22 protein-coding genes are annotated in these 23,974 nt (G+C 74.6%); 12 read left to right on the forward strand and 10 right to left on the reverse strand.

The genetic code is table 11. The features are described from left to right. Positions 1–5 precede the first annotated feature (5 nt). Positions 6–1,202: an AI-2E family transporter gene (locus LG379_RS05305; RefSeq protein ID WP_225753550.1), complete on the forward strand. Its 1,197-nt coding sequence runs from the start codon at positions 6–8 to the stop codon at positions 1,200–1,202. Here the strand turns inward: LG379_RS05305 and LG379_RS05310 are convergent. From LG379_RS05310 to LG379_RS05325, 4 genes are all read right to left on the reverse strand, one after another. Beyond that, on the reverse strand, positions 1,178–1,963 hold the full coding sequence (locus LG379_RS05310; protein WP_225753551.1) for a spermidine synthase: 786 nt from the start codon (positions 1,961–1,963) through the stop codon (positions 1,178–1,180). The two genes, LG379_RS05305 and LG379_RS05310, sit on opposite strands and share 25 nt — an antisense overlap. A 23-nt stretch (positions 1,964–1,986) precedes the next feature. After that, positions 1,987–2,595, reverse strand: a complete 609-nt coding sequence (locus LG379_RS05315; RefSeq protein ID WP_225753552.1) for a DUF305 domain-containing protein — start codon at positions 2,593–2,595, stop codon at positions 1,987–1,989. Positions 2,596–2,740: 145 nt separating this feature from the next. Further along, positions 2,741–4,162 (reverse strand): sulfite exporter TauE/SafE family protein, encoded by a 1,422-nt coding sequence (locus LG379_RS05320; RefSeq protein WP_225753553.1) that lies wholly within the window; start codon positions 4,160–4,162, stop codon positions 2,741–2,743. After that, positions 4,162–6,525, reverse strand: a complete 2,364-nt coding sequence (locus LG379_RS05325) for a heavy metal translocating P-type ATPase (protein ID WP_370634434.1) — start codon at positions 6,523–6,525, stop codon at positions 4,162–4,164. The genes LG379_RS05320 and LG379_RS05325 overlap by 1 nt, the downstream gene beginning before the upstream one ends. Positions 6,526–6,846: 321 nt before the next feature. On the opposite strand from LG379_RS05325, the gene LG379_RS05330 reads away from it, so the two are divergent. Beyond that, complete coding sequence (locus tag LG379_RS05330) at positions 6,847–7,080, forward strand: hypothetical protein (protein WP_225753554.1); 234 nt, start codon at positions 6,847–6,849, stop codon at positions 7,078–7,080. On the opposite strand, the gene LG379_RS05335 is transcribed toward LG379_RS05330, so the two are convergent. Both LG379_RS05335 and LG379_RS05340 read right to left on the reverse strand, forming a co-directional pair. Further along, a complete protein-coding gene (locus LG379_RS05335) occupies positions 7,043–8,191 on the reverse strand; it encodes a cell wall metabolism sensor histidine kinase WalK (protein ID WP_225753555.1) in 1,149 nt (382 codons plus the stop codon). The genes LG379_RS05330 and LG379_RS05335 overlap by 38 nt on opposite strands. Beyond that, positions 8,188–8,943 (reverse strand): response regulator transcription factor, encoded by a 756-nt coding sequence (locus LG379_RS05340; RefSeq protein WP_225753556.1) that lies wholly within the window; start codon positions 8,941–8,943, stop codon positions 8,188–8,190. The genes LG379_RS05335 and LG379_RS05340 overlap by 4 nt, the downstream gene beginning before the upstream one ends. Before the next feature lie 253 nt (positions 8,944–9,196). Between LG379_RS05340 and LG379_RS05345 the strand changes: the two genes are divergently transcribed. From LG379_RS05345 to LG379_RS05355, 3 genes are read left to right on the forward strand one after another with little or no spacing between them, the layout of a single operon-like run. Next, positions 9,197–9,496, forward strand: coding sequence for a glutaredoxin family protein (locus tag LG379_RS05345; protein WP_225753557.1), 300 nt, complete (start codon positions 9,197–9,199; stop codon positions 9,494–9,496). 3 nt (positions 9,497–9,499) lie between these two features. Continuing rightward, positions 9,500–10,453 carry a cytochrome c biogenesis CcdA family protein gene (locus LG379_RS05350; protein WP_225753558.1) on the forward strand — a complete coding sequence of 318 codons (954 nt, stop codon included), beginning with the start codon at positions 9,500–9,502 and terminating at the stop codon, positions 10,451–10,453. Further along, positions 10,450–11,067 carry a peroxiredoxin gene (locus LG379_RS05355; RefSeq protein WP_225753559.1) on the forward strand — a complete coding sequence of 206 codons (618 nt, stop codon included), beginning with the start codon at positions 10,450–10,452 and terminating at the stop codon, positions 11,065–11,067. Before LG379_RS05350 ends, LG379_RS05355 begins: the two co-directional genes overlap by 4 nt. Here LG379_RS05355 and LG379_RS05360 read toward each other — a convergent pair. Together LG379_RS05360 and LG379_RS05365 are read right to left on the reverse strand one after the other, a co-directional pair. Then, entirely contained in the window at positions 11,042–11,440 is a 399-nt protein-coding gene (locus LG379_RS05360) for a CrcB family protein (RefSeq protein ID WP_225753560.1), read from the reverse strand. The two genes, LG379_RS05355 and LG379_RS05360, sit on opposite strands and share 26 nt — an antisense overlap. After that, a complete protein-coding gene (locus LG379_RS05365; protein ID WP_225753561.1) occupies positions 11,437–11,943 on the reverse strand; it encodes a CrcB family protein in 507 nt (168 codons plus the stop codon). The genes LG379_RS05360 and LG379_RS05365 overlap by 4 nt, the downstream gene beginning before the upstream one ends. Before the next feature lie 266 nt (positions 11,944–12,209). Between LG379_RS05365 and LG379_RS05370 the strand changes: the two genes are divergently transcribed. The 3 genes from LG379_RS05370 to LG379_RS05380 are packed head-to-tail and all read left to right on the forward strand — an operon-like array spanning position 12,210 to position 15,961. Further along, positions 12,210–13,412: a glutamate--cysteine ligase gene (locus LG379_RS05370; RefSeq protein WP_225753562.1), complete on the forward strand. Its 1,203-nt coding sequence runs from the start codon at positions 12,210–12,212 to the stop codon at positions 13,410–13,412. An 8-nt stretch (positions 13,413–13,420) separates the two neighbouring features. Next, entirely contained in the window at positions 13,421–14,362 is a 942-nt protein-coding gene (locus LG379_RS05375; RefSeq protein ID WP_225753563.1) for a F510_1955 family glycosylhydrolase, read from the forward strand. Between the two features lie 48 nt (positions 14,363–14,410). Beyond that, a complete protein-coding gene (locus LG379_RS05380) occupies positions 14,411–15,961 on the forward strand; it encodes a serine hydrolase (protein ID WP_225753564.1) in 1,551 nt (516 codons plus the stop codon). 112 nt (positions 15,962–16,073) lie between these two features. Here LG379_RS05380 and LG379_RS05385 read toward each other — a convergent pair whose 3' ends face one another. Continuing rightward, positions 16,074–16,475, reverse strand: a complete 402-nt coding sequence (locus LG379_RS05385; protein ID WP_225753565.1) for a four-helix bundle copper-binding protein — start codon at positions 16,473–16,475, stop codon at positions 16,074–16,076. 173 nt (positions 16,476–16,648) lie between these two features. On the opposite strand from LG379_RS05385, the gene LG379_RS05390 reads away from it, so the two are divergent. Together LG379_RS05390 and LG379_RS05395 are read left to right on the forward strand one after the other, a co-directional pair. Beyond that, on the forward strand, positions 16,649–17,773 hold the full coding sequence (locus LG379_RS05390) for a glycerate kinase (RefSeq protein WP_225753566.1): 1,125 nt from the start codon (positions 16,649–16,651) through the stop codon (positions 17,771–17,773). A 258-nt stretch (positions 17,774–18,031) separates the two neighbouring features. Continuing rightward, a complete protein-coding gene (locus LG379_RS05395) occupies positions 18,032–18,493 on the forward strand; it encodes an aromatic ring-opening dioxygenase LigA (protein ID WP_225753567.1) in 462 nt (153 codons plus the stop codon). A 166-nt stretch (positions 18,494–18,659) separates the two neighbouring features. On the opposite strand, the gene LG379_RS05400 is transcribed toward LG379_RS05395, so the two are convergent. Further along, entirely contained in the window at positions 18,660–20,108 is a 1,449-nt protein-coding gene (locus LG379_RS05400; RefSeq protein ID WP_225753568.1) for an HNH endonuclease signature motif containing protein, read from the reverse strand. A 291-nt stretch (positions 20,109–20,399) separates the two neighbouring features. Between LG379_RS05400 and LG379_RS05405 the strand changes: the two genes are divergently transcribed. Together LG379_RS05405 and LG379_RS05410 are read left to right on the forward strand one after the other, a co-directional pair. Beyond that, positions 20,400–22,079: a peptide chain release factor 3 gene (locus LG379_RS05405; RefSeq protein ID WP_370634435.1), complete on the forward strand. Its 1,680-nt coding sequence runs from the start codon at positions 20,400–20,402 to the stop codon at positions 22,077–22,079. Positions 22,080–22,328: 249 nt separating this feature from the next. Then, complete coding sequence (locus LG379_RS05410) at positions 22,329–23,915, forward strand: ribonuclease J (RefSeq protein ID WP_370634457.1); 1,587 nt, start codon at positions 22,329–22,331, stop codon at positions 23,913–23,915. The last annotated feature ends 59 nt before the right edge of the window (positions 23,916–23,974 follow it).

Genomic DNA, 23,974 nt, shown 5'->3' on the forward strand with positions numbered 1-23,974 from the left:
GCGGGGTGGTCGGCAACCGCAGCAGGGTCACGCAGGTCGGCGTCCGGCGACGGGTCGAGCTCGACCCGGGCAACGTGTGGCGGATCGGCCTGGTCGTCGTCGGCCTGCTCGTCCTCGTCGTCGTCGTCCGGTTCGTGCTCGACCACGGCAGCTCGCTGCTGTTCACCGCCGTCATGGCGTGGTTCTTCTCGCTCGCGATGGAGCCGGCGGTGAGCCGGCTCTCCCAGCACATGCGGCGCGGCGCGGCGACCGGTCTGGTGATGCTCGGCGTCGTCGTCTTCCTCGTGCTGTTCTTCGGGCTGTTCGGCCAGCTCGTCGTGGAGCAGGTCGCGAACCTCGTCCGCAGCGTCCCGGACCTGGTCGAGAACGGGCTCGCGTGGGTCAACCGCACCTTCGGCACCGAGTACGAGCTGCGCGCGCTGATGTCGTCCATCGACCTGTCGCCGGAGCGTGCGGCCGGCGTCGCGAGCGACCTCGCGGGGGGCGTCCTGGCGATCCTCGGCTCCGTCGCCGGGGCGGTTGCGACGTTCTTCACCTTCGCGCTGCTGCTGTTCTACCTGTCCGCCGACGGCCCCCGGCTGCGCCGCTGGATCGCCTCCCTCTTCCCGCCTGCGGCGCAGCGCACCACCCTCGTCGTGTGGGACACCACGGCGGAGAAGACCGGCCGGTACGTGGCGGCCCGGGTCCTGCTCGCCGCGGTGAACTCGACCGCGAGCGGCATCGTCTTCCTCGTCATCGGGCTGCCGTCGTGGCTCGCCCTCGCGCTGTGGACGGGTCTGGTGGCGCAGTTCGTCCCCGCGATCGGCACGTACATCTCGATCGTGCTGCCGGTGCTGGTCGGGCTGCTCAGCCCGAACCCGTGGCTCGGCGTCATCGTGCTCGCCTGGGGCATCGTCTACCAGCAGATCGAGAACCTGACGATCGAGCCGCGGATCAGCGCGCGCGCCGTGAACATCCACCCGGCGGTGAGCTTCGCGTCGGTCATCCTCGGCGTGTCCATGTTCGGCGTCGCCGGGGCGCTCCTGGCGATCCCCGTCGTCGCGATGCTGCTGTCCCTCCTGAACCTCTACCGCACGCGGTACGAGCTGCTGCCGGAGCTCCAGGCCGAGGCGGGCTCCGACGAGCGGGCGCGCGCGGAGGACGACGAGACGGCGGACGACGACCGGGTGGACGACGCTCAGGCCGGGGCGACCGCCACGTAGACCGTGTTGGCCGAGCGGAGCCCGGCCACGGCCCCGGGGACGTCGACGGTCGTGGCCGTCGCCTCGGCGAACCCTGTGCGCAGGACGCGCAGGTAGTCGTCGTCGGGCGGGTCGTCGGACCAGAGCGCGAACACGCCGCCGGGCTCGAGGTGGTCCAGCAGCCGGCGCGTGCCGGCCTCGGTGTAGAACGTCGCGTTGGCCGGGTCCAGGACGTGGCGCGGGGAGTGGTCGATGTCCACGACGACGGCGTCGAAGCGGCGCGGGGCGCCGCCGTCCAGGGCCCCGTCACCGGCCGCGAGGGCGAAGAAGTCGCCCTCGACCAGCCGGCAGCGCGCGTCACCCGACACCCGCCGCCCCAGCGGGACGAGCCCCGCCTCGTGCCAGCCGATGACGGGTCGCAGCGCGTCCACGACGACGAGCTCTCCGACGCGCGGGTCGTCCAGCACCGCCGCCGCCGTGCAGCCCAGCCCCAGGCCGCCGACGACGACGCGCAGACCGGCCCGCGCGGGGGCGTGCGCGAGGGCGAGGCGGCTCAGCTCGACCTCGCCGGCCGTGAAGAGGCTCGACATGAGGTACGCCTCGTCGAGCTTGACCTCGTACACGTCCTCGCCGGAGCGCGGGTCCACGCGGCGGCGGAGGCTGATGTCGCCGATCGGCGTGCGCTCCCAGCCGAGCTCCTCGAACCGGGGGCGGCGTGCGGCGCCGCCCTCGCGCCCCGCCCCGGGCGCGGGGACCGGGTCGTCCCTGGGGGGTGGTGTCATGGCGACACCCTCCCACCTGCGTGTCACAGGTCCGCGAGGAGCCGCTCCATCTCGGTGATCTCCGCCTGCTGGTCGTCGATGATCCGGCCGGCCAGCTCGACCGCCTCGGCGTTCTCGCCGGACGAGCGCTGGGTCTCCGCCATCTCCACCGCGCCACGGTGGTGGTCGATCATGAGCTCGAGGAACCGGCGGTCGACGTCGGCGCCCGACAGGTCGCGGAGCTCGGCCATGGCGCCCTCCTGGTCCATGCCGTCCATGTCCATGCCGCCGTGGTCCATGCCGCTCATGTCGGCGTCGTCCGGCATGTCCTGGCCCCATTCCTGCAGCCAGCCCGTCATGAGCTCGATCTCGGGCTGCTGGGCCGCCTCGATGCGCTCTGCGAGCGCCCGCACCTCCTCGGTGGTCGCATCCTCCGCGGCGTACCCGGCCATCTCGATGGCGCCCTCGTGGTGGACGACCATCATCTGGGCGAACTCCGTGTCCGCCTCCGCGAAGGTCGCCGGGTCGTCGACGCCCTGCTCCGAGACGCTGGACGGCGTCGGCGCGTCGACCGTCTCGGCGGTCGAGCCGCACGCGCCGAGCGCGAGGGTGAGGGCGAGGGCTCCGGACGCGGTGGCGAGGCGGCGGGTCATCGGCGGGCTCCCAGGGGTGGTGCGGGGCCGGCCCGGTGGACCGGCGAGTACCGGTCCACCCTCCGTGACGACCCCGGGCGGGACCCGTCGCGTCCGATGAAGGTTCGATGAAGACCGGGGAGCGGTCGCTCCCCGGGAACCCCTGTCACCCCGCCGCGCCGACGCCCGCCGCCTCCGCCTCGACGACCGTGATCGCGCCCCAGTACATGCCCATCCCGCAGGAGTAGGCGTACGTCCCCGGCTCGTCCAGGACCAGCTCGACGACGTTCACGCCGGGCCGGAGGACCTGCGGCTCGATGCCGAGGTCCGGCGCCCACAGCGACGCGGCGCAGCTGACGGCGACCGAGTCGATCTCCCAGCGGATCGGCACCCCGGCGACGACGACCGCCTCGTACGGCTCGTACCCCGCGGCGACCTGCGTGGTGCGGACCGTCTGGAGGTCCTCGGTGAGGGTCACGTTCTCGGACACCGCGCCCGGGCCGGCGGCCGACGAGCCGGACCCCGCACCGCCCGACGCCGCCGTCGCCGGCGCGACGAGCCCGGGCGCCAGGATGCCGAGGGCGCCGCTGACGTTGACGGCGGCGAACGCCAGCACGGCCACGCCGGCGAACCGGAAGAAGCGGGTCGCGGAGGCGCCGCGGGCCAGCGCGGCAAGCCCACCGACGCCGAGGAGGCCCGGCATCGTGCCGACCGCGAACAGCGTCATGATCGCCGACGCCTGGAGCGGGTCGCCGGTCGACAGCGCGTACACCTGCACCGCCTGCGTGAACCCGCACGGCAGCAGGAACGTCCCGGCCCCGAGCAGTGCGGCGCGGCGGTCGGAGTAGCTGCTGCCGGTGCTCTCCAGCCCCAGCCCCTGCGAGAGGCCGGTGGGCAGGGTCACCGCGGTGCTGCGGGACAGGCGCGGCGACAGGCCGGTGAGGCGGACGCCCAGGCCGACCATGACGACGGACACGGCCACCATGAGGACGGCCACCATGTGCCCGCTCAGGCTGAGCGCCGAGCCGAGGGCGCCGGTGAGACCGCCCAGCACCGCGAACCCGGCGACGCGGCCGAGGTTGAACGCCACGTGCGGGCGCATCCGCTGCCGCGTGGACCCGCCCGGGTGCTGCTCGGCGTGCCGGGCGGAGACCGCCAGGACCAGGCCGCCGACGAGCGCCATGCACGTCGAGAACCCGGCGGCCAGGCCGAGCACGACGACGAGCGCGAGGCTGCCCGAGGAGGCGAGGCCGCCCACGCGGTCGGCGAGACCGGTGAGCCCGCTGGCCTCGAGCGCGAGCCCGAGGACGACGAGGACGGCGACCGCGACCGCGAGGTCCCGCCAGACGGTCCGGTCGCGGCTGAACCAGGCGCTCGCGTCCTCCCCGACCTCGTAGCCCGCGGCACGGACGGCGCGGACCAGGGCGCTGCGCGGCACCCGGCCCGTGGTGCGGACGGTCGCGCGCCCGCGCCGGACGGAGACACGGGCGTCGCTGACGCCGTGGACCTTCGTCAGGGCCTTGGCGATGCGCCGCTCGCAGGCCGTGCACGTCATGCCCTGCACCGGCAGCTCGACGGTGGCGGGCATCAGGACTCCCCACCCTGCTGCGACCACCCGGCGAAGCGGCGCAGGCGCAGCGAGTTGGACACGACGAACACGCTCGAGAACGCCATCGCGGCGCCCGCGACGAGCGGGTTGAGGCGGCCGGACGCCGCGAGCGGGATCGCGGCGACGTTGTAGGCGAACGCCCAGAAGAGGTTGCCCTTGATCGTTCCGAGCGTGCGGCGGGCGAGGCGGATCGCGTCCGCGGCCGACCGCAGGTCGCCACGGACCAGGGTCAGGTCGGACGCCTCGATGGCGGCGTCCGTGCCGGTCCCCATGCTGAGGCCGAGGTCGGCCTGCGCGAGGGCGGCCGCGTCGTTGACGCCGTCGCCGACCATCGCCACCGTGCGGCCCTCGGCCTGCAGCCGCGTGATGACGGCGACCTTGTCCTCGGGGAGCACCTCCGCGACGACGTCCTCGATCCCGAGCTGGGCGGCCACCGCGCGGGCGGCGCGGGCGTTGTCGCCGGTGAGGAGCACGGGCCGCAGGCCGAGTCGGCGCAGCTGGCTGATCGCCTCCGCGGACGTCGGCTTGAGGGTGTCCGCCACGACGAGGACCGCGCGTGCCGCGCCGTCCCAGGCGACGACGACGGCGGTGCGGCCGGCGTCCTCGGCCTCCTCCAGGGCGGCCGCGAGCACCGACGGCAGGGCGGCACCGGCCTCCGTGACCCACGCCGGGCGACCGGCCAGGACCGTGCGCCCCTCGACGACGCCCTCGACGCCCCGACCCGGGGTGCTGCGGAAGTCGCCGACCTCGCCGAGCGTCATGCCGCGCTCCACTGCACCGGCCGCGATGGCCATGGCGATGGGGTGCTCCGAGGCGTTCTCGAGGGTCGCGGCGAGCCGCAGCGCCTCGGTCGCGTCGACGCCGTCGGCCGGGACGACGTGCTGCAGGGTCATCCGGCCCGTGGTCACGGTGCCGGTCTTGTCGAGGACGACGGTGTCGACCTTGCGCGTGGACTCCAGGACCTCCGGGCCCTTGATGAGGATGCCGAGCTGCGCCCCGCGACCCGTGCCCACGAGCAGGGCGGTGGGGGTGGCGAGGCCGAGCGCGCAGGGGCAGGCGATGATGAGCACCGCGACCGAGGCGGTGAACGCCGCGACGGTGTCTCCGGTCGTGAGCAGCCAGGTCGTCAGCGTCCCGAGCGACAGCAGGATCACCACGGGCACGAACACCCCGGAGATGCGGTCGGCGAGGCGCTGCACCGCGGCCTTGCCGGACTGCGCCTCGACGACGAGCCGGGCGATCTGCGCCAGCTTCGTGTCGGCGCCGACGCGCGTCGCCTCGACGACGAGCCGTCCGCCCGCGTTGATCGTGGCTCCCGTGACCGGGTCGCCAGGCGCCACCTCCACGGGCACGGACTCGCCGGTCAGGAGCGCGGCGTCGATGGCGGACGTGCCGTCGACGACGACGCCGTCCGTCGCCACCTTCTCGCCGGGCCGCACGACGAACCGGTCGCCCACGCCCAGCTGCTCGATCGGCACCCGCACCTCGGCGGGACCGTCCGGGGTCTCGCGCAGGACCGCGACGTCCTTGGCGCCGAGGTCGAGGAGCGCCTGCAGGGCGGCGCCGGACCGGCGCTTCGCGTGGGCCTCGAAGTACCGCCCCAGCAGGATGAACATGGTCAGCGCGGCGGCGATCTCGAGGTAGATGTCGCTGCTGCCGGACCCCGGCTCGGGGAAGAGCGTGAACTCCATCGTCATGCCCGGCATGCCGGCGTCGCCGAGGAACAGCGCGTAGACGGACCAGAGGAAGGCTGCACTCACGCCCATCGAGATGAGCGTGTCCATGGTCGCCGAGCGGTGCCGCAGGTTCTTCCACGCGGCCGTGTGGAACGGCAGGGCGCCCCAGACCACGACGGGCGCGGCGAGCGTCAGCGAGAGCCACTGCCAGGACTCGAACTGCAGCGCGGGCACCATCGCCAGGGCGAGGGTCGGCAGCGTCAGCACCGCCGTGATGACGAGCCGCTGCCGCAGCTGCGCGACGGCGTCGTCCGCGGGGGAGGGGGCGGCGTCGTCGGCCGCCGCGTCCGCCGACGGCGGTGCGGGGACCGTGGCCGTGTAGCCGGCGTCGACGACCGCGGCGACGAGCGTCTCGACGGGCACCGGGGTCGCGAGCCGCACGGTGGCGGTCTCCATCGCGAAGTTCACCGTCGCGGTGACGCCGTCGATGCGGTTGAGCTTCTTCTCGATCCGCGCCGCGCAGGAGCTGCACGTCATGCCGCCGATGGTCAGCTCGACGGTTCCGGCGGCGTCGGGCGCCGTCGGGGCGCTCGGCGCGGCGGGTCCGCCGGCCGGGGGTGGTGCGGTGGCACCGGACGCGTGGGGCGTCGTCGGCGTGGTGGTCACGGAGGTCCTCCCAGGGGTGTCGCGCACGGCTCGGTGAGCCGGTCTGCCCGGACCGTAGGACGGCGCCGGGGGACGGGAGGTGGGACCACCGGGGTCCGCCGACGCATCTTCAGCGAGTCTTCATCGAGGGCGTCGGCTTGTTCATGGTGAGCGCCGGGGGGCGGGCCGTGCTCGCGGATCCACCGGCCGCACAGCATCTTCAGCAGACCTTCATGGATCGGGAGCGCGCTCTTCGCGGCAGGTGGCGCAGGGTCGTGGCGTGGGCACCCGGACGGGGTGCCGTGAGGAGAGGGGACCCCCATGGGCCCGTGGTGCACCCAGATGGGAGTGGGTGGCTGGACCTGGATGATCGTCTTCTGGGTCGCGGTCGTCGCGCTCGTGGTGTGGGGCGTGAGCCGGCTCTTCCCGGCGCGACGGGTTCCGTCGGCCTGGGAGGTCCTCGACGCCCGGCTCGCGTCGGGGGAGATCGACCCGGCGACCTACCGCGTCCTGCGCGACGAGCTGGACGCGACCCGGCTCAGCGGACGGGTGCCGCAGGGGCCGCCGGCAGGCTGACGACGAACGTGCTCCCGTGCCCTCGGCCCTCGCTGGTGGCGCGGACGGTGCCACCGTGCGCCTCGACCAGGGCCTTGGTGATCGCCAGGCCGATCCCGGAGCCGCCGCTGTGCCGGTCACGGGCGTCGTCGGCGCGGTAGAAGCGCTCGAAGACGTGCGGGAGGTGCTGGGCTCCGATGCCCTCGCCGGTGTCCCGGACGGTGAGCTCCACCCGGCCTCGGGCCGCCCTGGCGCCCAGGGTGACCGTGCCGCCGGCGGGCGTGTGGCGGACCGCGTTGTCGAGGAGGTTGCCGAGCACCTGGGCGATCCGTTCGGGGTCCACCAGGAGCGCGGGCAGGTCGGCCGGTGCGTCCGTGACGACGGCGACGCCGGCCGCCTCCGCGCGGGGCCCGACCGCCGCGGCGGCCGCGGCGACGAGCTCCGCGGGCTGCCGGCGGGACACGTCGAGGCGGACGTCGCCGCTCTCCGCGCGGGTCACGGCGGCGAGGTCCTCCGCGAGGCGCGTCAGCCGCGCACCCTGGTCGCGCAGCACCTGGATCGTGGCCTCGTCGAGCGGCACGACACCGTCCTCGATGCTCTCCAGCTGCGCCGAGAGCGTCGCGACGGGCGTCCTCAGCTCGTGGGCGACGTCCGACAGGAGCCGGCGCCGCAGACCCTCGCTCTCGTCGAGGCGGGCGGCCATGTGGTTGAACGCGCCGGCGAGCTCGTCCAGCTCCGGCCCCATGCCGGGGTCCGGCACGCGGGCCTCGAAGCGACCCCCGGCCACGAGCTGCGCCGCCGACGTCAGCTGGCCCAGCGAGGCCCCGATGCGGCGGGTGAGGAAGAGGCTGACCCCGAGGGCGACCAGGGCCGCGGTGCCGAGGGCGATGAGGAGCGACAGGGCGCCGGCCGTGAGGAACGCCTCCTCGGCGTGGCTGACGGCGGAGCCGGTCGCCTCGACGTCGCTGCGGAGCATGTGCTCGTGAAAGATCGGCGGTCCGACGACGCCGGCGACCAGCCACGCCGTGACACCCGCGGTCACGAGGACGAGGGCCAGCGCCGTGAGCAGCCGGCCCGTGAGCCCGGACCGCGACCCCCGCGCGGTCTGGCGCCGTCCCCCGTCCGCGGTCATCCGCCCGTGCCGATGCGGTACCCCACCCCACGGACCGTGCGGACGTAGCGCTGCTCCGTCGCGGTGTCGCCGAGCTTCTGCCGGACGTGCAGGACGTGGACGTCGACGAGGTGCTCGTCGCCGACCCAGTTCGCGCCCCACACGGCCTCGATGAGCGCCGACCGGCTGAGCACCGCGTGGGGGCGGGCGGCCAGGGCGGCCAGGACGTCGAACTCGGTGCGGGTGAGGTTCACCGGTGCGCCGTCGAGGTGCACCTCGCGGGCCGCCGTGTCGATCCGCAGGGCACCGATCGTCAGCGGGGGGACCGGCGGCTCCGCCGGCCTCGTCGAGGCCCGCGGCCGTCGCAGCAGCGTGCGGACGCGCGCCATGAGCTCCCGCGGGCTGAACGGCTTGGTCATGTAGTCGTCGGCGCCCACCGAGAGGCCGATGAGCATGTCCACCTCGTCGGCGCGGGCGGTGAGCATGACGACGTAGCAGTCCGAGAAGGTCCGCAGCGACCGGCACACCTCGATCCCGTCCATCCCGGGCAGCCCGAGGTCGAGGACGACGAGGTCGGGGTCGACCGTGCGCACGAGCTCCAGACCCGCCTCGCCGTCGGCCGCGGTCGCGACCTCGAAGCCGTCGCGCTCCAGGTAGCTGCGCACCACGTCGGCCAGCGCCCGTTCGTCGTCGACGACGACGGCGCGCCGGCGCGGCGCGGCCGCCGGTCCGGTGGGGGTGCCGCTCGTCGGGCGGCTCGCTGGCGTGCTCACCGGGTCATTCTGACCGCCGTCGCGGTCCCGCGGCCCGGGCGCGCCCTGGTCGGCGGGGGGATCTTCACCGAACCTTGATCGAGCCGGCGTGGGTCACTCGCCCGCGACGGGAGGTCGCTGCGGCCGTGACCGCCGCGCGAGGCGCCGGGTCGGGCATCTTGACCGAACCTCCATCGAACGGTGACCGCCGGGCCGGTGCGTGGCCGCCACGGTTCAGGTGTCAGCACTGCCGCACCCGCGCCCTGGAGGCATCGTGAGCCCCGGCCCCTTCGCCGAGCCGTACGAGGTGACCCTCGTGCACAGCCCCGCGTGCCACTTCTGCGACGAGGCACAGGAGTCCTTGCGCGAGCTCGCCCGGGACCACCCCGTCCACCTCACCGTCGTGTCGATCGACTCCCCGGCAGGCCGCGCGCTCGTCGCGGCCCATCGCCCGGCGATGAACCCCCTCGTGCTGGTCGACGGCACGTTCTTCAGCAGCGGCCGCTTCCCGCGCAAGAAGTTCCTCCGGATGGTGCTGGGCGGCCGGGTGCCGGCCACGACCTCGGGGCGCTGAGCCGTGGGCACCGAGCTCCTGGCCACGGGCAGCATCCTGGCCGCGTTCTTCGCCGGCGGCGTGGCGCTCTTCGCGCCGTGCTGCATCGTGTTCCTGGCGCCGAGCTACCTCGCCGGGGCGGTCAAGAACGCCCGGTGGCGTCTGCTCCCGCTGACGTTCGTGTTCGCCGCGGGGCTGGGACTCGTGCTCGTGCCCATCACCCTGGGGATGAGCCTGGTCGCCGGGGCGATCGCGCGGTACCACGCGCCGCTGTACTACGCGGGTGCCGCGCTCATGCTCGCGCTGGCGGTCCTCGCACTGTCCGGACGGATGTGGTCCCTGCCCTCCGCTCTCCGCGCCCCCGACACCCGGCGCGGCGACACGGGGAGCTTCTTCGCGCTCGGCGTCTTCTCCGGCGTGGCGTCGAGCTGCTGCGCACCCGTCCTCGCCGGGGTCATGACCCTCTCGGCCCTGTCCGGCAGCGCCCTGGGCGGCCTGACCCTCGGGGTGGCGTACACGTTCGGGATGGTGTTCCCGCTGTTCCTCATGGCCCTGCTGTGGGACACGGCCCGGCTGGGGGAGCGTCGCTTCCTGCGCGCCCGGCCGGTGCGCTTCCGCGTCGCCGGGCGGCTCGTCGCCACCAACACCCTCAACGTCGCCGTCGCCGTCGCCTTCGTCGTCATGGCGGGGTTCGTCGTGGCGCTCGCCGGCTCCACCGAGATGACCGGCGGCACCGCCGCGCAGGAGCGGGCGAGCACGGCGCTCACCGGGTTCTTCGCCGTGGTGCAGGACGTCCTCAGCCCCGTCCCGGAGCCCGTCCTCGGGCTCGGCCTGCTCGCCCTGGTGGGCCTGTTCGTGTGGGTGACGCTCGCCGACCGACGCCGTCACGGCGTGGTGGCCGTCGTCGCCGGCGCCGCCGAGGACGACCCGACCCCCGCAACACCCGTCCCCGCCGCTCCTCAGGAGGACCGACCATGACGTCCGGGACCGCGATGCGACGCATCGCCGCACAGCAGCAGGTCGAGACCGGGCAGCACGGGCCCGCGCGGTCCCGGGCGCGTGCCGGCGTGGTCGCCGCCGCCCTCCTCGTGGTCGGCGCGCTGGTCACCGTCGGGCTGCTCACGTCGCGCCCCGTGGAGTCCGCGGACCGGCGGACCGCGCCGCCCTTCACCCTCGCGGCCTCGGACGGCGGCACCGTGTCCCTCGCGGAGCACCGCGGCGGACCGGTGGTCCTGTACTTCAACGAGGGTGCCGGCTGCGACTCCTGCCTGACGCAGATGGCCGAGATCGAGAAGCACCCGGGGTTCGCGGAGGCCGGCATCACCGTCCTGCCGATCGTCATGAACACCGCGGAGCAGATCAACGCCGACCGCGCCCGCCTGGGCGTCGAGGCGCCGTTCCTGCTCGACGACGGCACCGTCTCGGACGCCTACGGCATGCTCGGCACCGGCATGCACGCCGGGCTGCCGGGTCACGGGTTCGTCCTCGTCGACGCCGACGGGACACAGCGCTGGAGCGGCTCCTACCCGTCCATGTGGCTGGCCCCCGACGAGCTCCTGCAGATCGTCACCCGGGCACTGGCCCAGGGCTGAGCCCGGCGGCGAGCCACAGGACGCCGACGCCGAGCGCCGCCGCCGCGACGCAGAGGACGAGGGTCCCCAGCGCGCTCACGACGGCGCGCCGGGTCTCGCCCGCCTGGACGAGGTGCACCGTCTCGACCATCGCGGTGGAGAAGGTCGTGTAGCCGCCGCAGAACCCGGTGGCGCCCGCGGCCAGGGTGAGCGATCCCAGGCCGTGGAAGAGGTGCGCGCCCGTCAGGAGGCCGAGGAGCAGGGACCCGGTCACGTTGATCGTCATGGTCGCGACGGGGAAGGCGGTGCCCCGCCGGGCGCGGACGGCGCCGTCGACGACGAACCTTGTTGCGGCGCCGACCCCGCCGAGCAGGACGACGACGAGGACCGTCATCGGTGGTCCTCACCCACGGGCTGCCCGATGCGCTCCGCGACGTCCGGGTCCTCGGGCAGCGCCACCCGGTCGTCGCGGTGCCGGGCGGCGGCGAGGACGCCCAGCAGCGCGGCGACGAACCCCGCGGCGACGCTCACCAGGCCGTAGGCGATCCCGAGCGCGGGCCGGCCCGCGGCGGCGAGCCGCTCCACCTCGATCGCGAGCGTGCTGAACGTCGTGAACCCGCCGAGCAGCCCGGTGCCCACGGCCAGCCGGACACGACGCGCCCCCGCCGACTCCGGTCCCCGCCGCGCGAGCCGCTCGAGCAGCAGCCCCAGGAGGAAGGCGCCGAGCAGGTTGACCGCGAACGTCGCGGTGGGCCAGCCGTCGCCCGGGCCCACGACCGTCGTCACGCCGTAGCGCGCCGCCGTCCCGACCGCGCCGCCGGCCGCGACGAGCAGGACCAGCGACGGGCGCAGGTGCGGCGGGCGGCCGCGGGAGGGGCCGTGGTCGGGGTCCGGCATGTCTCTCCCTCCGCGTGGATGCCCAGGGCGGCCCGTCGCCGTGCGCCGCAGGGCCGACCGTACTGCGCGCGCGGCGGGCACCTCGGGCAGCTCTCCTTCTCCCGACGCGGCCGCTGCTGCCGGGGCGACCAGCGACGCCGTCGTCGGCGTAGCGGGAGGAGACGTGCGTCGGGACCCGGCACGACGCGCGTCCGCAGGTTCGGCGTGTGAGGCTGTCGGTCGCTTGATCACGAGCTGGCCCGCCCGTCGGAAGGTCACCCACACCCATGACCCACAACGCCACACGTCACCCCGGCCCGCGGTCCCAGCCGCGCACGATGGGTGTCGAGGAGGAGCTGCTGCTCGTCGACCCGACGAGCGGCGAGCTGGTCCCGGTCGGCCCCGTCGTCGTCGCGCGGGACGTCCGGACCGCCGGCACACCGAGCGACGCCGACGGCGCGGACGCGGGCACACCCGGCCACGACGGCGCCGACGGCGCCGACCGTCCCGGGACGCCATTGGAGACCGAGCTGCAGCAGCAGCAGGTGGAGACGGCGACGCCGCCACGGACCCTCCTCACGGACCTCGTCGACGACCTGCGAGGGCTGCGGCGACGGGCGGACGCGGCAGCGCAGGAGGTCGGCGCCCGGGTGGTCGCCCTCGGCACATCCCCGCGGCCCGGTGTGCCGGTGCTCACGCCGGTGACCCGGTACCGCGCGATGGCGCAGCTCATGGGCGTCACCGCCGACGAGCAGCTGACGTGCGGGTGCCACGTGCACGTCGGCGTGGAGTCGGACGAGGAGGGCGTCGCGGTGCTGGACCGCATCCGTCCGTGGCTGGCCGTGCTCACCGCCCTGTCGACCAACTCGCCGTACTGGAACGGCGCCGACACCGGCTACGCGGGCTACCGCACGCAGGTGTTCCAGCGCTTCCCCACCACGGGGCCGACGGACCGGTTCGGCTCGCCCGAGGGGTACCACCGGCTCGTCGCCGACCTCCTGTCCACGGGCGCGCTCGTGGACGAGGGGATGATGTACTTCGACGCCCGGCTGTCGCGGTCGTACCCGACGGTCGAGGTCCGGGTGGCCGACGTGTGCCTCCAGCCGGAGGACGCCGTGCTGGTCGCCGCCCTGTCGCGCGGGCTGGTCGAGACGGCCGCCGCGCAGTGGCGCGCCGGCGAGCCGGCCGACGACGTGCCGACGCCGCTCCTGCGGATGGCGTCGTGGCGCGCGAGCCGGTCCGGCCTGACGACGGAGCTCGTCCACCCGGTGCACCGGCGGGCGGCACCGGCCGCCGAGGTCGTGCAGGACCTCGTCGAGCACGTCCGCCCGGCGCTCGCGGCGAGCGGTGACGCACCGTGGGTCGAGCAGCACGTCGAGGAGGTGCTGTCCCGGGGGACCGGCGCGGACCGGCAGCGGCGCGTGGCGGCGGCGACGGACGACGACCTCGCAGCGGTCGTCCGGGACGCCGTCGAGGTGACGGTGCGATAGTTCCGCCCATGCTGCACCGCACGCTGACGACCACGACGACGGGCGCCGTCGTCGTCCTCCTGCTCGCCGCCTGCGGCTCCGGGACGGCCACGCCCGGGGTGAGCCCGGCACCGTCCGAGGCCGTACCGCCCTCGCAGTCGAGCGCGCCGACGGCGACCGCCACGCCGGACGCGGACGACGAGGCAGGGGCACAGGCCGGCGAGGAGGCCCCGCCGGTCCCGGGCGGGCACGTGCACGGCGTGGCGCTCGAGGAGGACGGCGTCGTGCTCGTCGCGACCCACGAGGGCGTCGTGCGGTACGGCCCCGATGGCATGACCTCCGTCGGTCCGCAGATCGACCTCATGGGCTTCTCCGCCCCGGAGCCCGGGCGGCTCCTCGCCTCCGGTCACCCCGGCCCCGGTGTCGACCTGCCCGAGCCCATGGGTCTCATCGAGTCGACCGACGGCGGGCAGACCTGGACCGTGCTCTCGCGCGGCGGGGAGTCGGACTTCCACGCCCTCGCGGCCGCTGACTCGGTCGTCCTCGGGTTCGACGCCGCCGGGCTGTGGTCGAGCACCGACGGGCGGGAGTGGGAGCAGCTGGACCCGCCGGTGGCGCCGTACGCGCTCGCGGTCTCGCCGGACGGCGGCACCGTGGTCGTCACGCACCAGGACGGGCCGCAGCGCTCCGCCGACGGCGGCCGCACCTGGGAGCCGGTCGACGGGCCGCTGCTGCAGCGGGTCGCCTTCGCCGACCACGCCACCGTCGTAGGGGCGGCGCCGGACGGCAGCGTGCACGTGAGCGTCGACGGTGGCGCGACGTGGGAGGAGCGCGGGTCGCTCGGCGGGCCGCCCGAGGCGCTCGACGCGGCGCTCGTGGACGGCGCGCTGCACGTCGTCGGCATCACCGGCGCGCGGGTCCTGCTGTCAACGGACGGTGGCCAGGGCTTCGCGCCGCTCACGCTGGGCTGACGCGTCGCCGTCGTCGCGCGAGCCCGTCGGGCCTGGTAGGACGGACGCATGACCGACACCCGGGCGTCGTCGTCCGCGCAGACACAGACCGCCGCCACGCCGCCCGCCGGTGCAGCCCTGCCCTCGAGCGCGCCGCGCGAGCAGGGGGTGGACGCGCGGGGGGTGCAGGCGTTCCTGGACGTGCTGGAGGCGTCGCCGGTCATCGAGCCGCACAGCCTCATGCTGCTGCGTCACGGGCACGTCGTCGCGGAGGGCTGGTGGGCGCCCTACGCGCGCGACCGGCGGCACCTCCTGTACTCGCTGAGCAAGAGCTTCACGTCGACGGCGCTGGCGTTCGCGGTGGAGGAGGGGCTCGTGTCGCTCGACGACACCGTCCTGTCCCACTTCCCCGAGCTCGACGCCGTGGTCACCGACGAGCGGAGCCGCCGCATGCTGGTCCGTCACGTCGCCGCGATGGCCAGCGGGCACCGGGACGAGACGCTGGACCGGGTGCTCGAGATCGACGGCGCCGACCCGGTCCGGGGCTTCCTGCTGCTGCCGCCGGACGAGGAGCCCGGCACGGTCTTCGCCTACAACCAGCCGTGCACGTACACGGTCGCCGCGATCATCACCCGACGCAGCGGGCTGGGCCTCACGGAATACCTGCGGCCGCGCGTGCTGGACCCGCTCGGGATCGGCGACGTCGCGTGGCACCGTGACCACGCCGGGATGGAGCTGGGCTTCTCGGGCCTGCACGCCACCACCGACGCCGTCGCGCGGCTCGGCCTGCTCTACCTGCAGGGCGGGCACTGGGGCGGGAGCCGGCTCGTGCCCGAGGCCTGGGTCGACGAGGCCACCCGGTCCCATGTCGCGAACGCCGGCCAGGACCGGCCGGTCGACTGGTCCCAGGGCTACGGCTTCCAGTTCTGGATGTCCCGGCACGGGTACCGCGGCGACGGCGCCTACGGGCAGTTCTGCGTGGTGCTGCCCGAGCAGGACGCCGTGCTGGCGATGACCGCCGCGACCGAGGCGATGCAGGAGGTGCTCGACGCCGCGTGGGAGCACCTGCTGCCGGCGATGGGTGCCGGGGATCGCGCCGGTGCGGGTGCGTCGGGGGACCCGTCGGCCGACGACGCCCTGGCGGCGCGCCTCGCCGCCCTGACGCTGCCGGGCGTGCCGGGCGACACCGCGCCGCCGTCGGCGGAGCCCTGGCTGGACCTGCGCACGGAGGCCGCGTCCGGGCCGGTCGGCGTGCAGCTGACCACGACCCGGGTGGGTGCCGAGGCGACGAGCGAGGCGCGCTGGGTGGTCGAGCTCGAGGCCGACGACGGCGCCGTCCGACTCCGGACCGACGTCGTGGGGGAGGCGTGGCAGGTGCACGACGTGGACCTGTCGGACGCCGCAGGTCCGGGCGCCCGGGTCCCCGTAGCCGTGAGCGGCGGGTGGGTCGGGGAGCGGCTCCGGCTGGACCTCGCCTTCGTGGAGACGCCGCACCGGCTCGCGGTGGAGGTCGACGCGGCGACGCGGTCGGTCTCCTCGCGGTGGCTCACGGAGCCGCTCGGGGCACCGCCGCTGCGGGACCTGCGTGCGCAGGTCGTCGGGTCGTCGGCGCGCCTCTGAGCGTGGGCCGTCGACGCAGCGCCGGCGGGCGTCCCGCCTCGGGCGGTCCGGCGTGGAGCGCCCGCGTGCCACACCGGCCGGCGCGCGGGCGCGCCGACCGGCGGCAGTGGGCTCAGCCGATGGTGGCGAGGAGCTCCGCGCAGGCCGTCTCGCAGGCGCGGCACGCATCGGCGCACACCCGGCAGTGCTCGTGCATCTCGGCGTGCTGCTCGCACTCGTTCCCGCAGGAGCGACACGCGGCGATGCACGCCTCCAGCTGCGCACGGGTGATAGTGGCGTCGTAGCCGGTGTGGCGCGAGAGCACCCGCGCGGTCGTCTCGCAGATGTCGGCGCAGTCCAGGTTCGTCCGGATGCACGTGCGGAGGTCGGCGACCATCTCCTCGCTGAGGCAGGCGTCCGCGCACGACGTGCACGCCTGGCCGCACTCCGCGGCGGCGTCGACGACCCGGGCCAGCAGCTCCCGGTCCAGGTTGATCGACGCCGGGTAGGTCTCCATCATCGCGGTGGTCCGCATGTTGCCTCCTTCGTCGGTGAGGCGAGCCCCGGTCGGGCACCGCCGGTCACCTGTCGACCGTATGAAGGGGCATGGGCTCGTGCATCCGGTCGCGCGTCCAGGAGCGGCGCCCGCGGCGCGTCTGGTCGTGCACCGGTCTGACGACAGGCCCGTGCGTCCGTGAGGATGGTGGCGTGGACGAGCCGACCGTGGTGCTGGCGCCCGACAAGTTCAAGGGCTGCCTCACCGCGGCGCAGGTGGCCGACGCCCTCGCCGCGGGGATCAGGGACGTCTCCCCGGAGGTCCGGATCCGGACGGTCCCGGTCGCGGACGGGGGCGACGGGACCGTTGCCGCTCTCCTCGCGCGCGGCTGGAGGCCGCTCGACGTCACGGTGACGGGTCCCGACGGGGCGCCGGTGGTCGCTCGCACCGCCGTCCGTGGCCGGACGGCCGTCGTGGAGTCGTCCGCGACGTCCGGGCTGAGGCTCCTGCAGGGGCGAGGCCTTCGCCCGCTGACGGCCGGAAGCCGCGGCGTGGGTGAGGCCATCGGTGCGGCGGTGGACGCGGGCGCCCGGCGCGTCGTCGTCGGCGTGGGGGGGACGGCGTGCACCGACGGCGGAGCGGGGATGCTGGCAGCGCTCGGCGCCCGGCTGCTGGACGGTCGGGGCCGGCCCGTCCCCGACGGCGGTGCCGGGCTGGCCCAGGTCGCCACGGTGGACCTGGAGCCCGCCCGCGAACGGCTCGCCGGCGTGGAGGTGATCGTCGCCACGGACGTCGACAACCCGCTCCTCGGTGCCGACGGCGCTGCAGCGGTCTACGGGCCGCAGAAGGGAGCGACCGCCGACGACGTGCTGCGGCTCGACGAGGCCCTCTCTCGCTGGGCGGACGTCGTCGGGGTGGCGCCGGACCTGCCCGGCGCCGGAGCCGGAGGGGGCCTGGCGTACGGGCTGATGGCCGGTCTCGGCGGCACGGTGCGCTCGGGTGTGGACCTCGTTCTCGAGCTGGTCGGCTTCCACCGCGAGGTCGCAGCGGCAGACCTGGTGGTCACGGGGGAGGGCTGCCTCGACGAGCAGTCGTTGCGGGGGAAGGCCGTCATCGGGGTGGTGCGGGCGACGCGGGAAGGACGGGCAGGAGCGCTGCCGCCGGTGGTCGCCGTCTGCGGCGTGAATCGTCTGGGCGCCGATGCGTCGGCGCGCGTCGGTCTCGCCCGCGTGTGGTCCCTCGTGGACCGGGCGGCGTCGACGGAGGACTCGTTGGCCCGGGCGCCGGTGCTCCTGCGCGAGGTCGGGCGCGAGCTGATCGAGGTGCTTCCCCGGTAGTCCGTCGCTGTGTGACCGGGATCACGTCGGCCCGGCTCCGGGCGACGACTGCCGTGTCGCGCCGTGCCCGAGGCGCTGACCTGCGGATCCGTATCCGAGGCGGTTCGCCGTGGGCCCTTGGTCCGGGAGCCTTTGGGCCTAATGAACGGCGTTCGGCGTGGGAAAGAGTGTGGTCATCGAGCCGCAGACGGCTCACCGGGACGGCCCTGGTCAGGGTTTCCCGGCACACGGAGAAGTTCCTGGGAAGGGAGTGGACCCATGTCCACCACGGTCGTCAACGCCAAGCCTGTGCGGATCATCGCGATCCTGCTGATCGTCGCCGGCGCACTCCTCGTCGCCGGTGGTGCCGCGACCTGGATCACCGTGCGCAGCCAGCTGGTGGCGGAGAACATCACGATCCCCGACGACGCGATGGCGTTCGGTGGGAACGTGGTGAATGGTCCGCTGGACGCGTACGTGCAGGCGGACATCATCAACAAGCACGCGCTGGAGGGCTCCGGTGGCAAGACCTACGCCGAGCTGGACCGTGAGGACCCGGCGCGCGCCTCGGTGATGAACGGCTCGTTCCTGCGGGCGTCGCTGTTCACGTCGGTGATCGCGTTCGGTGTGGCCGCGTTCGCTGCGGGCATGGGTGTGCTGTTCGCCGCGACCGGGTTCGCGCTGCGGGCGCTGGTCCCGGCCGGTGCGGGTGTCGCGCCGCGGCAGTCCGTCAACGCCTGAGGGCTTGACCGGCCGCGATCGAGCGGTTGACCTCGCCGCCTGGGAGGCGAGAACGCAGCACCACTGAACCCTTCCCAGGGGGCGAAGGCCCCGTCCTCCTCACCGAGGGCGGGGCCTTCGGCATGCACGGCCAGCACGACGGTGCCGTCGAGCTACCCCGGGGTGGTCATGGGGTACGTGGTGGTGGTCGGGACAGTGGTGGGCCGGTGGTGCCGAGGTGCCGGCCGTTGCGGTCGTGGAAGACCCACCGCGGGTGCACGGTCATCGTCGAGGTCGTCCCGGTCGCGTCGGTGGTGATGGTGGTGCCGGTGCGGTGGACGTGGTCGTGGTGGTGCCAGCACAGGAGCACGGAGTTGGTCAGGGAGGTGGGGCCGCCGTCGGCCCAGTGGTGGGGGTGGTGGACCTCGCACCGGTCGGGGGGTGTGTGGCAGCCGGGGTAGGCGCAGTGCCGGTCGCGGGTGATGACGGCTCGGCGGAGCTGTCCGGTGACGGTGCGCGCGGCGCGCCCGACGTCCAGGATTGTGGAGCCCGGGCCGAGCAGGATGCGGGTGATCTCGCTGTCGCAGGCCAGGCGCCGCAGCACGGTCAGGGGCACCGGGGTGGTGTCGTCCCACGTCGCCGGGCCCGCCGTCCCGGCACGGGGTGCACCGGGGCCGGTGCCGCTGGAGCGGGCAGCACCGGCGGTGACGTCCGGCGTCGTCGCGGCGTGGCGCAGCCGCTCGGTCCAGGCCGGCAGGAGGTGCTCGGCGTCGAGGTGGATGGTCAGGTGCGGTCGCACGGCCGCGCCAGCGCCGGCCAGTCCCCGGTCCAGGACGGTGCGGGCCAGGTCGCACAGCGCCTGGGCGCGTCGTTGTCCCGCGGACCGCTCATCACGAGGTGCGCCGCTCTCGTCGGCGGCTGCAGATCTCTCGCGCGTGGGGTCGGCGCCCTGCGGTGCGGTGGTGACCGCGGCCAGGGCGGTGGCCAGGACGGTGCCGTGCTCGTGGGTGAGGAACCCGGCCAGGTGGTACCCGCCCAGGGTGGCCGAGACGTCCAGGAACTCCCGCTGGACCGCGTCGGTGTAGCCGCGGTCGTCCGCGTCGGGGTCGGCCGCCGCGGCCCACCGGCGCACCAGGGACCGGAACGGGTCCACCGGCAACGACGCCGCGTGACGGACCAGGAACCCCTCCCCGCACGCGGAGCCCGGGTCCGCCAGCGCCTCGCGTCGGGCGTCGGAGGTCGCCGCCACGCCCGCCAGCACCCGCGCGTGCTCCACACCCACCGTCCCGGCACGCACCGCCTCGCCGGTCACCGGCAGCTCGTCCCGCAGCGCCCGCCCCAGGCGCAGGTCCCGCCGCGCCGCCGACGCCGACACCCCGGTGCGGTGCACCACCCACTGCGCCGCCGTGCGGTGCCCCTCGACCGCCCACAGCCCATCCGTCTCGATCACCGGCAGCACGCTGACGGCGAGCGCGCGCAGGCGGTCGGCCACGTGGTGCAGCCGGGTGAACAGCTCCGCGGCCGCGGCACCGTCCAGGTCGGCGGGCTCTACGGCGGCGACGGCGGAGACGGCCCGTTCCAGCACCTCCAGCCGGACATGGACGGACGCCCTGTCCGCGCCCAAGACCGTGGTCACGCCGCCCCCTGCTGCTCGCACCGCGCTCGGCGCCACGAGGGACGCCGACTGCTGACTCGAACAACTGTACGAACGGCCACTGACATGGATGCGGGGGACCGTCGACGCTGTGGACGACGCAGCGTCCGCGGGATCGTGCACTGTCTTGCGAGTTCACCCTGAGCCGATGCACACGAACGGGTCGGGACGGACGGGGGTCGGGCGGGACACCACCCTGCTCCCAGGCCGCCGCCGCCTCACTCCGAGCCCACCACCGCCGCGCCTCCCACCACCCCGGTAGACTGGCTCGTCGTGCTCGAGTCGTCCGCGGTCCCTGCTCACGCCGAAGGGGACACCCCCTCCCCGGCGTCAGCCTCCGCGAACCCTGCGACCGCCGGGCCGACGACCGCCGTCACGGCCGTCCGAACGCCGGCCGGCGCGCCCCGCCGCAGCATCGCGGTCATCTCCCACCCCGACGCCGGCAAGTCGACGCTGACCGAGGCGCTCGCCCTCCACGCCCGTGCGATCACCCAGGCCGGGGCCGTCCACGGCAAGGGGAACCGCGCGGGTGTCGTCTCGGACTGGCTCGAGATGGAGCAGAAGCGCGGCATCTCCATCACCTCCGCCGCCCTGCAGTTCGAGGTCGACGGCGTCGTCATCAACCTCCTCGACACCCCCGGCCACGCCGACTTCTCCGAGGACACCTACCGCGTCCTCACCGCGGTCGACGCCGCGGTCATGCTCCTCGACGCCGCCAAGGGCCTCGAGCCGCAGACGCTCAAGCTCTTCGCCGTCTGCCGTCGCCGCGGCATCCCGGTCATCACGTTCGTCAACAAGTGGGACCGCCCCGGCCGCGACGCGCTCACCCTCGTCGACGAGCTCGAGAACCGCATCCAGCTCCGCGCCACCCCGGTGACCTGGCCGGTGGGCGACGCCGGTGACCTCCAGGGCCTCCTGGACACCCGCCGGCCCGACGACGTCATGGGGTACCGCCGCGCACCCGGCGGCGCGACGCTCGCCGAGGAGGAGCGGCTGACGCTCGACCAGGCGCGCGAGCGCTGGCCCGACCGTGTGGACCACGCCGTCGACTCCATGGGCCTGCTGCCGGAGCCGGACATGCCGTCCTTCCTGGCCGGTGAGACCACGCCGCTGCTCTTCGGTGCGGCCCTCACGAACATCGGCGTGCGGCAGCTCCTCGAGGTCGTCACCACGCTGGCACCGCCTCCCGGTCCGCGGGAGGACGTCCGCGGGGCCGCGCGCACCGTGGAGGCACCGTTCAGCGGCGTCGTCTTCAAGATGCAGGCGGGGATGGACCCGAACCACCGGGACCACGTCGCCTTCCTCCGCGTGAACTCCGGCGTCTTCCGCCGCGGCGGCGTGTACACGCACGCGCAGACGAACCGACCCTTCGCCACCAAGTACGCGGCGTCCGTCTTCGGCCGGGAGCGGGAGACGATCGACGAGGCGTACCCGGGTGACGTCGTCGGCCTGGTCAACGCGACGTCGCTGAGCGTCGGGGACACGCTGTTCGACCCCGAGGGCCCTGCGGTCGAGTTCCCCCCGCTGCCGGTGTTCGCCCCCGAGCACTTCCTCGCCGCGCGCGTCGCCGACCCGGGCCGCTCCAAGCAGTTCCGCAAGGGCGTCGCGCAGCTCGAGCAGGAGGGCGTCGTCCAGGTCCTCATCTCCGAGGCGCGCGGCGACGGCCAGCCGATCCTGGCCGCCGTCGGCCCGCTGCAGTTCGAGGTCGCGGCGTTCCGCATGGAGAACGAGTTCCGCGCCCCCATCCGCACCGAGCCCCTCGGCTACTCCGTCGCGCGCCTCGCCACCGACCGTGACGCGGAGCTGCTCGCCGGCGTGTCCGGCGTCGAGCTGGCGCACCGGTCCGACGGCGTCCGCCTCGCCCTCTTCCGCGACATCTGGCGGCTGCGCGGCCTCCAGCGCGACCGCCCCGAGCTCGAGCTGGCCCCGCTGCTGGCCGACGCCACCGACTGAGCACCACCAAGCACCACCGCGCACCAGCACGACGCAGCACGACGCAGCACGACGCAGCACCACGAACCCAGCAGGACCCACCCAACGGCGCCTCGCGCCGACCACGACCACTCGTCCCGCCCCGGCGCGGACGCGCTAGGAGCCCACGTGCAGATCGCCTCGACCCAGCAGCTCTCGACACCGCCCCCGTTGCGCCGCGGAGGCCTTCGGGTGACCCCGCTCGGCGGCCTCGGTGAGATCGGCCGCAACATGACCGTCTTCGAGCACGAGGGCAAGCTGCTCGTCGTCGACTGCGGCGTGCTCTTCCCCGAGGACCACCAGCCGGGCGTCGACGTGATCCTCCCGGACTTCGCCTCGCTGCGGGACCGGCTCGGCGACGTCGTCGGCATCGTCCTCACGCACGGCCACGAGGACCACATCGGCGGCGTCCCGTACCTGCTGCGCGAGCGCCGCGACATCCCGGTGATCGGGTCGCGCCTGACGCTGGCCTTCGTCGAGGCGAAGCTCAAGGAGCACCGCATCACGCCGACGACGGTCCACGTCGAGGCGGGCGACACGCACACGGCCGGCCCGTTCGGGCTGGAGTTCATCGCCGTCAACCACTCCATCCCGGACGGCCTCGCGGTCGCGATCCGCACGGCCGCGGGCCTCGTGCTCCACACCGGCGACTTCAAGATGGACCAGTTCCCGCTCGACGACCGGATCACCGACCTTCGTCACTTCGCGCGGCTCGGCGAGGAGGGGGTCGACCTCTTCCTCACCGACTCCACCAACGCGGAGGTCCCGGGCTTCACGCTCTCCGAGCAGGAGCTGTCCCCGGCCATCGACCAGGTCTTCGCGACGGCGCCCCGGCGGATCATCGTCTCGAGCTTCGCCAGCCACGTGCACCGCATCCAGCAGATCCTCGACGCCGCGAGCACGCACGGCCGCAAGGTCGGCTTCGTCGGCCGCTCGATGGTCCGCAACATGGGGATCGCGCGCGACCTCGGGTACCTCAACGTGCCCCGCGGCCTCGTCGTGGACGCCCAGAAGCTCGAGTCCATGCCGGACGACAAGGTGACCCTCATCTGCACCGGGTCCCAGGGCGAGCCGATGGCGGCCCTGGCGCGCATGGCGAACGGCGACCACCAGATCCGCCTCGCCGAGGGCGACACCGTGCTCCTCGCGAGCTCGCTCATCCCCGGCAACGAGACCGCGATCTACGGCCTCATCAACAAGCTGACGGACCGGGGCGCGCGCGTCGTCCACAAGGGCAACGCCAAGGTCCACGTGTCCGGCCACGCCAGCGCCGGCGAGCTCGTGTACTGCTACAACATCGTCCGTCCGCGCAACGTCATGCCGGTCCACGGCGAGTCCAAGCACCTGCGCGCCAACGCCGAGCTCGCCATCCGCACGGGCGTGCCGGCCGACCGGGTCGTCATCGCGCGCGACGGCGTCGCGGTGGACCTCGTGGACGGCGAGGCCACCATCGCCGGCGCTGTCCAGGCGGACTACGTCTACGTGGACGGCCAGACCGTCGGTCACGCCGACGAGCAGACCCTCGACGAGCGCCGCGCCCTGCGGGACAACGGCGTGCTCACCGTGGTCGCGATCGTCGACGTCCCGGGCGCCCGGCTCGCCGAGCCGCTCGAGTTCGTGGGCCGCGGCGTCGCCGTGAGCCCCGAGACGCTCCAGGGCGTCACCCGCGACGTCGAGCAGGCGCTCGGCCGCGCACCGCGGGAGGAGCTCGAGGACGTCGACCGCCTCGACGAGCTGGTCCGCAAGGCCGTCGACCGTTCGCTGCGACGCAAGACGCGCCAGGGCCCGGTCGTCATCGCCGTCGTCGTCGAGGCCTGACGGGAGACGCCCGGCGCGCGGCGGCGCCCGACGACGACGCCGCGCGCCCGGGCCGACGA

The sequence above is a fragment of the Actinotalea sp. Marseille-Q4924 genome, from assembly GCF_916618755.1.
Classification (GTDB): domain Bacteria; phylum Actinomycetota; class Actinomycetes; order Actinomycetales; family Cellulomonadaceae; genus Actinotalea.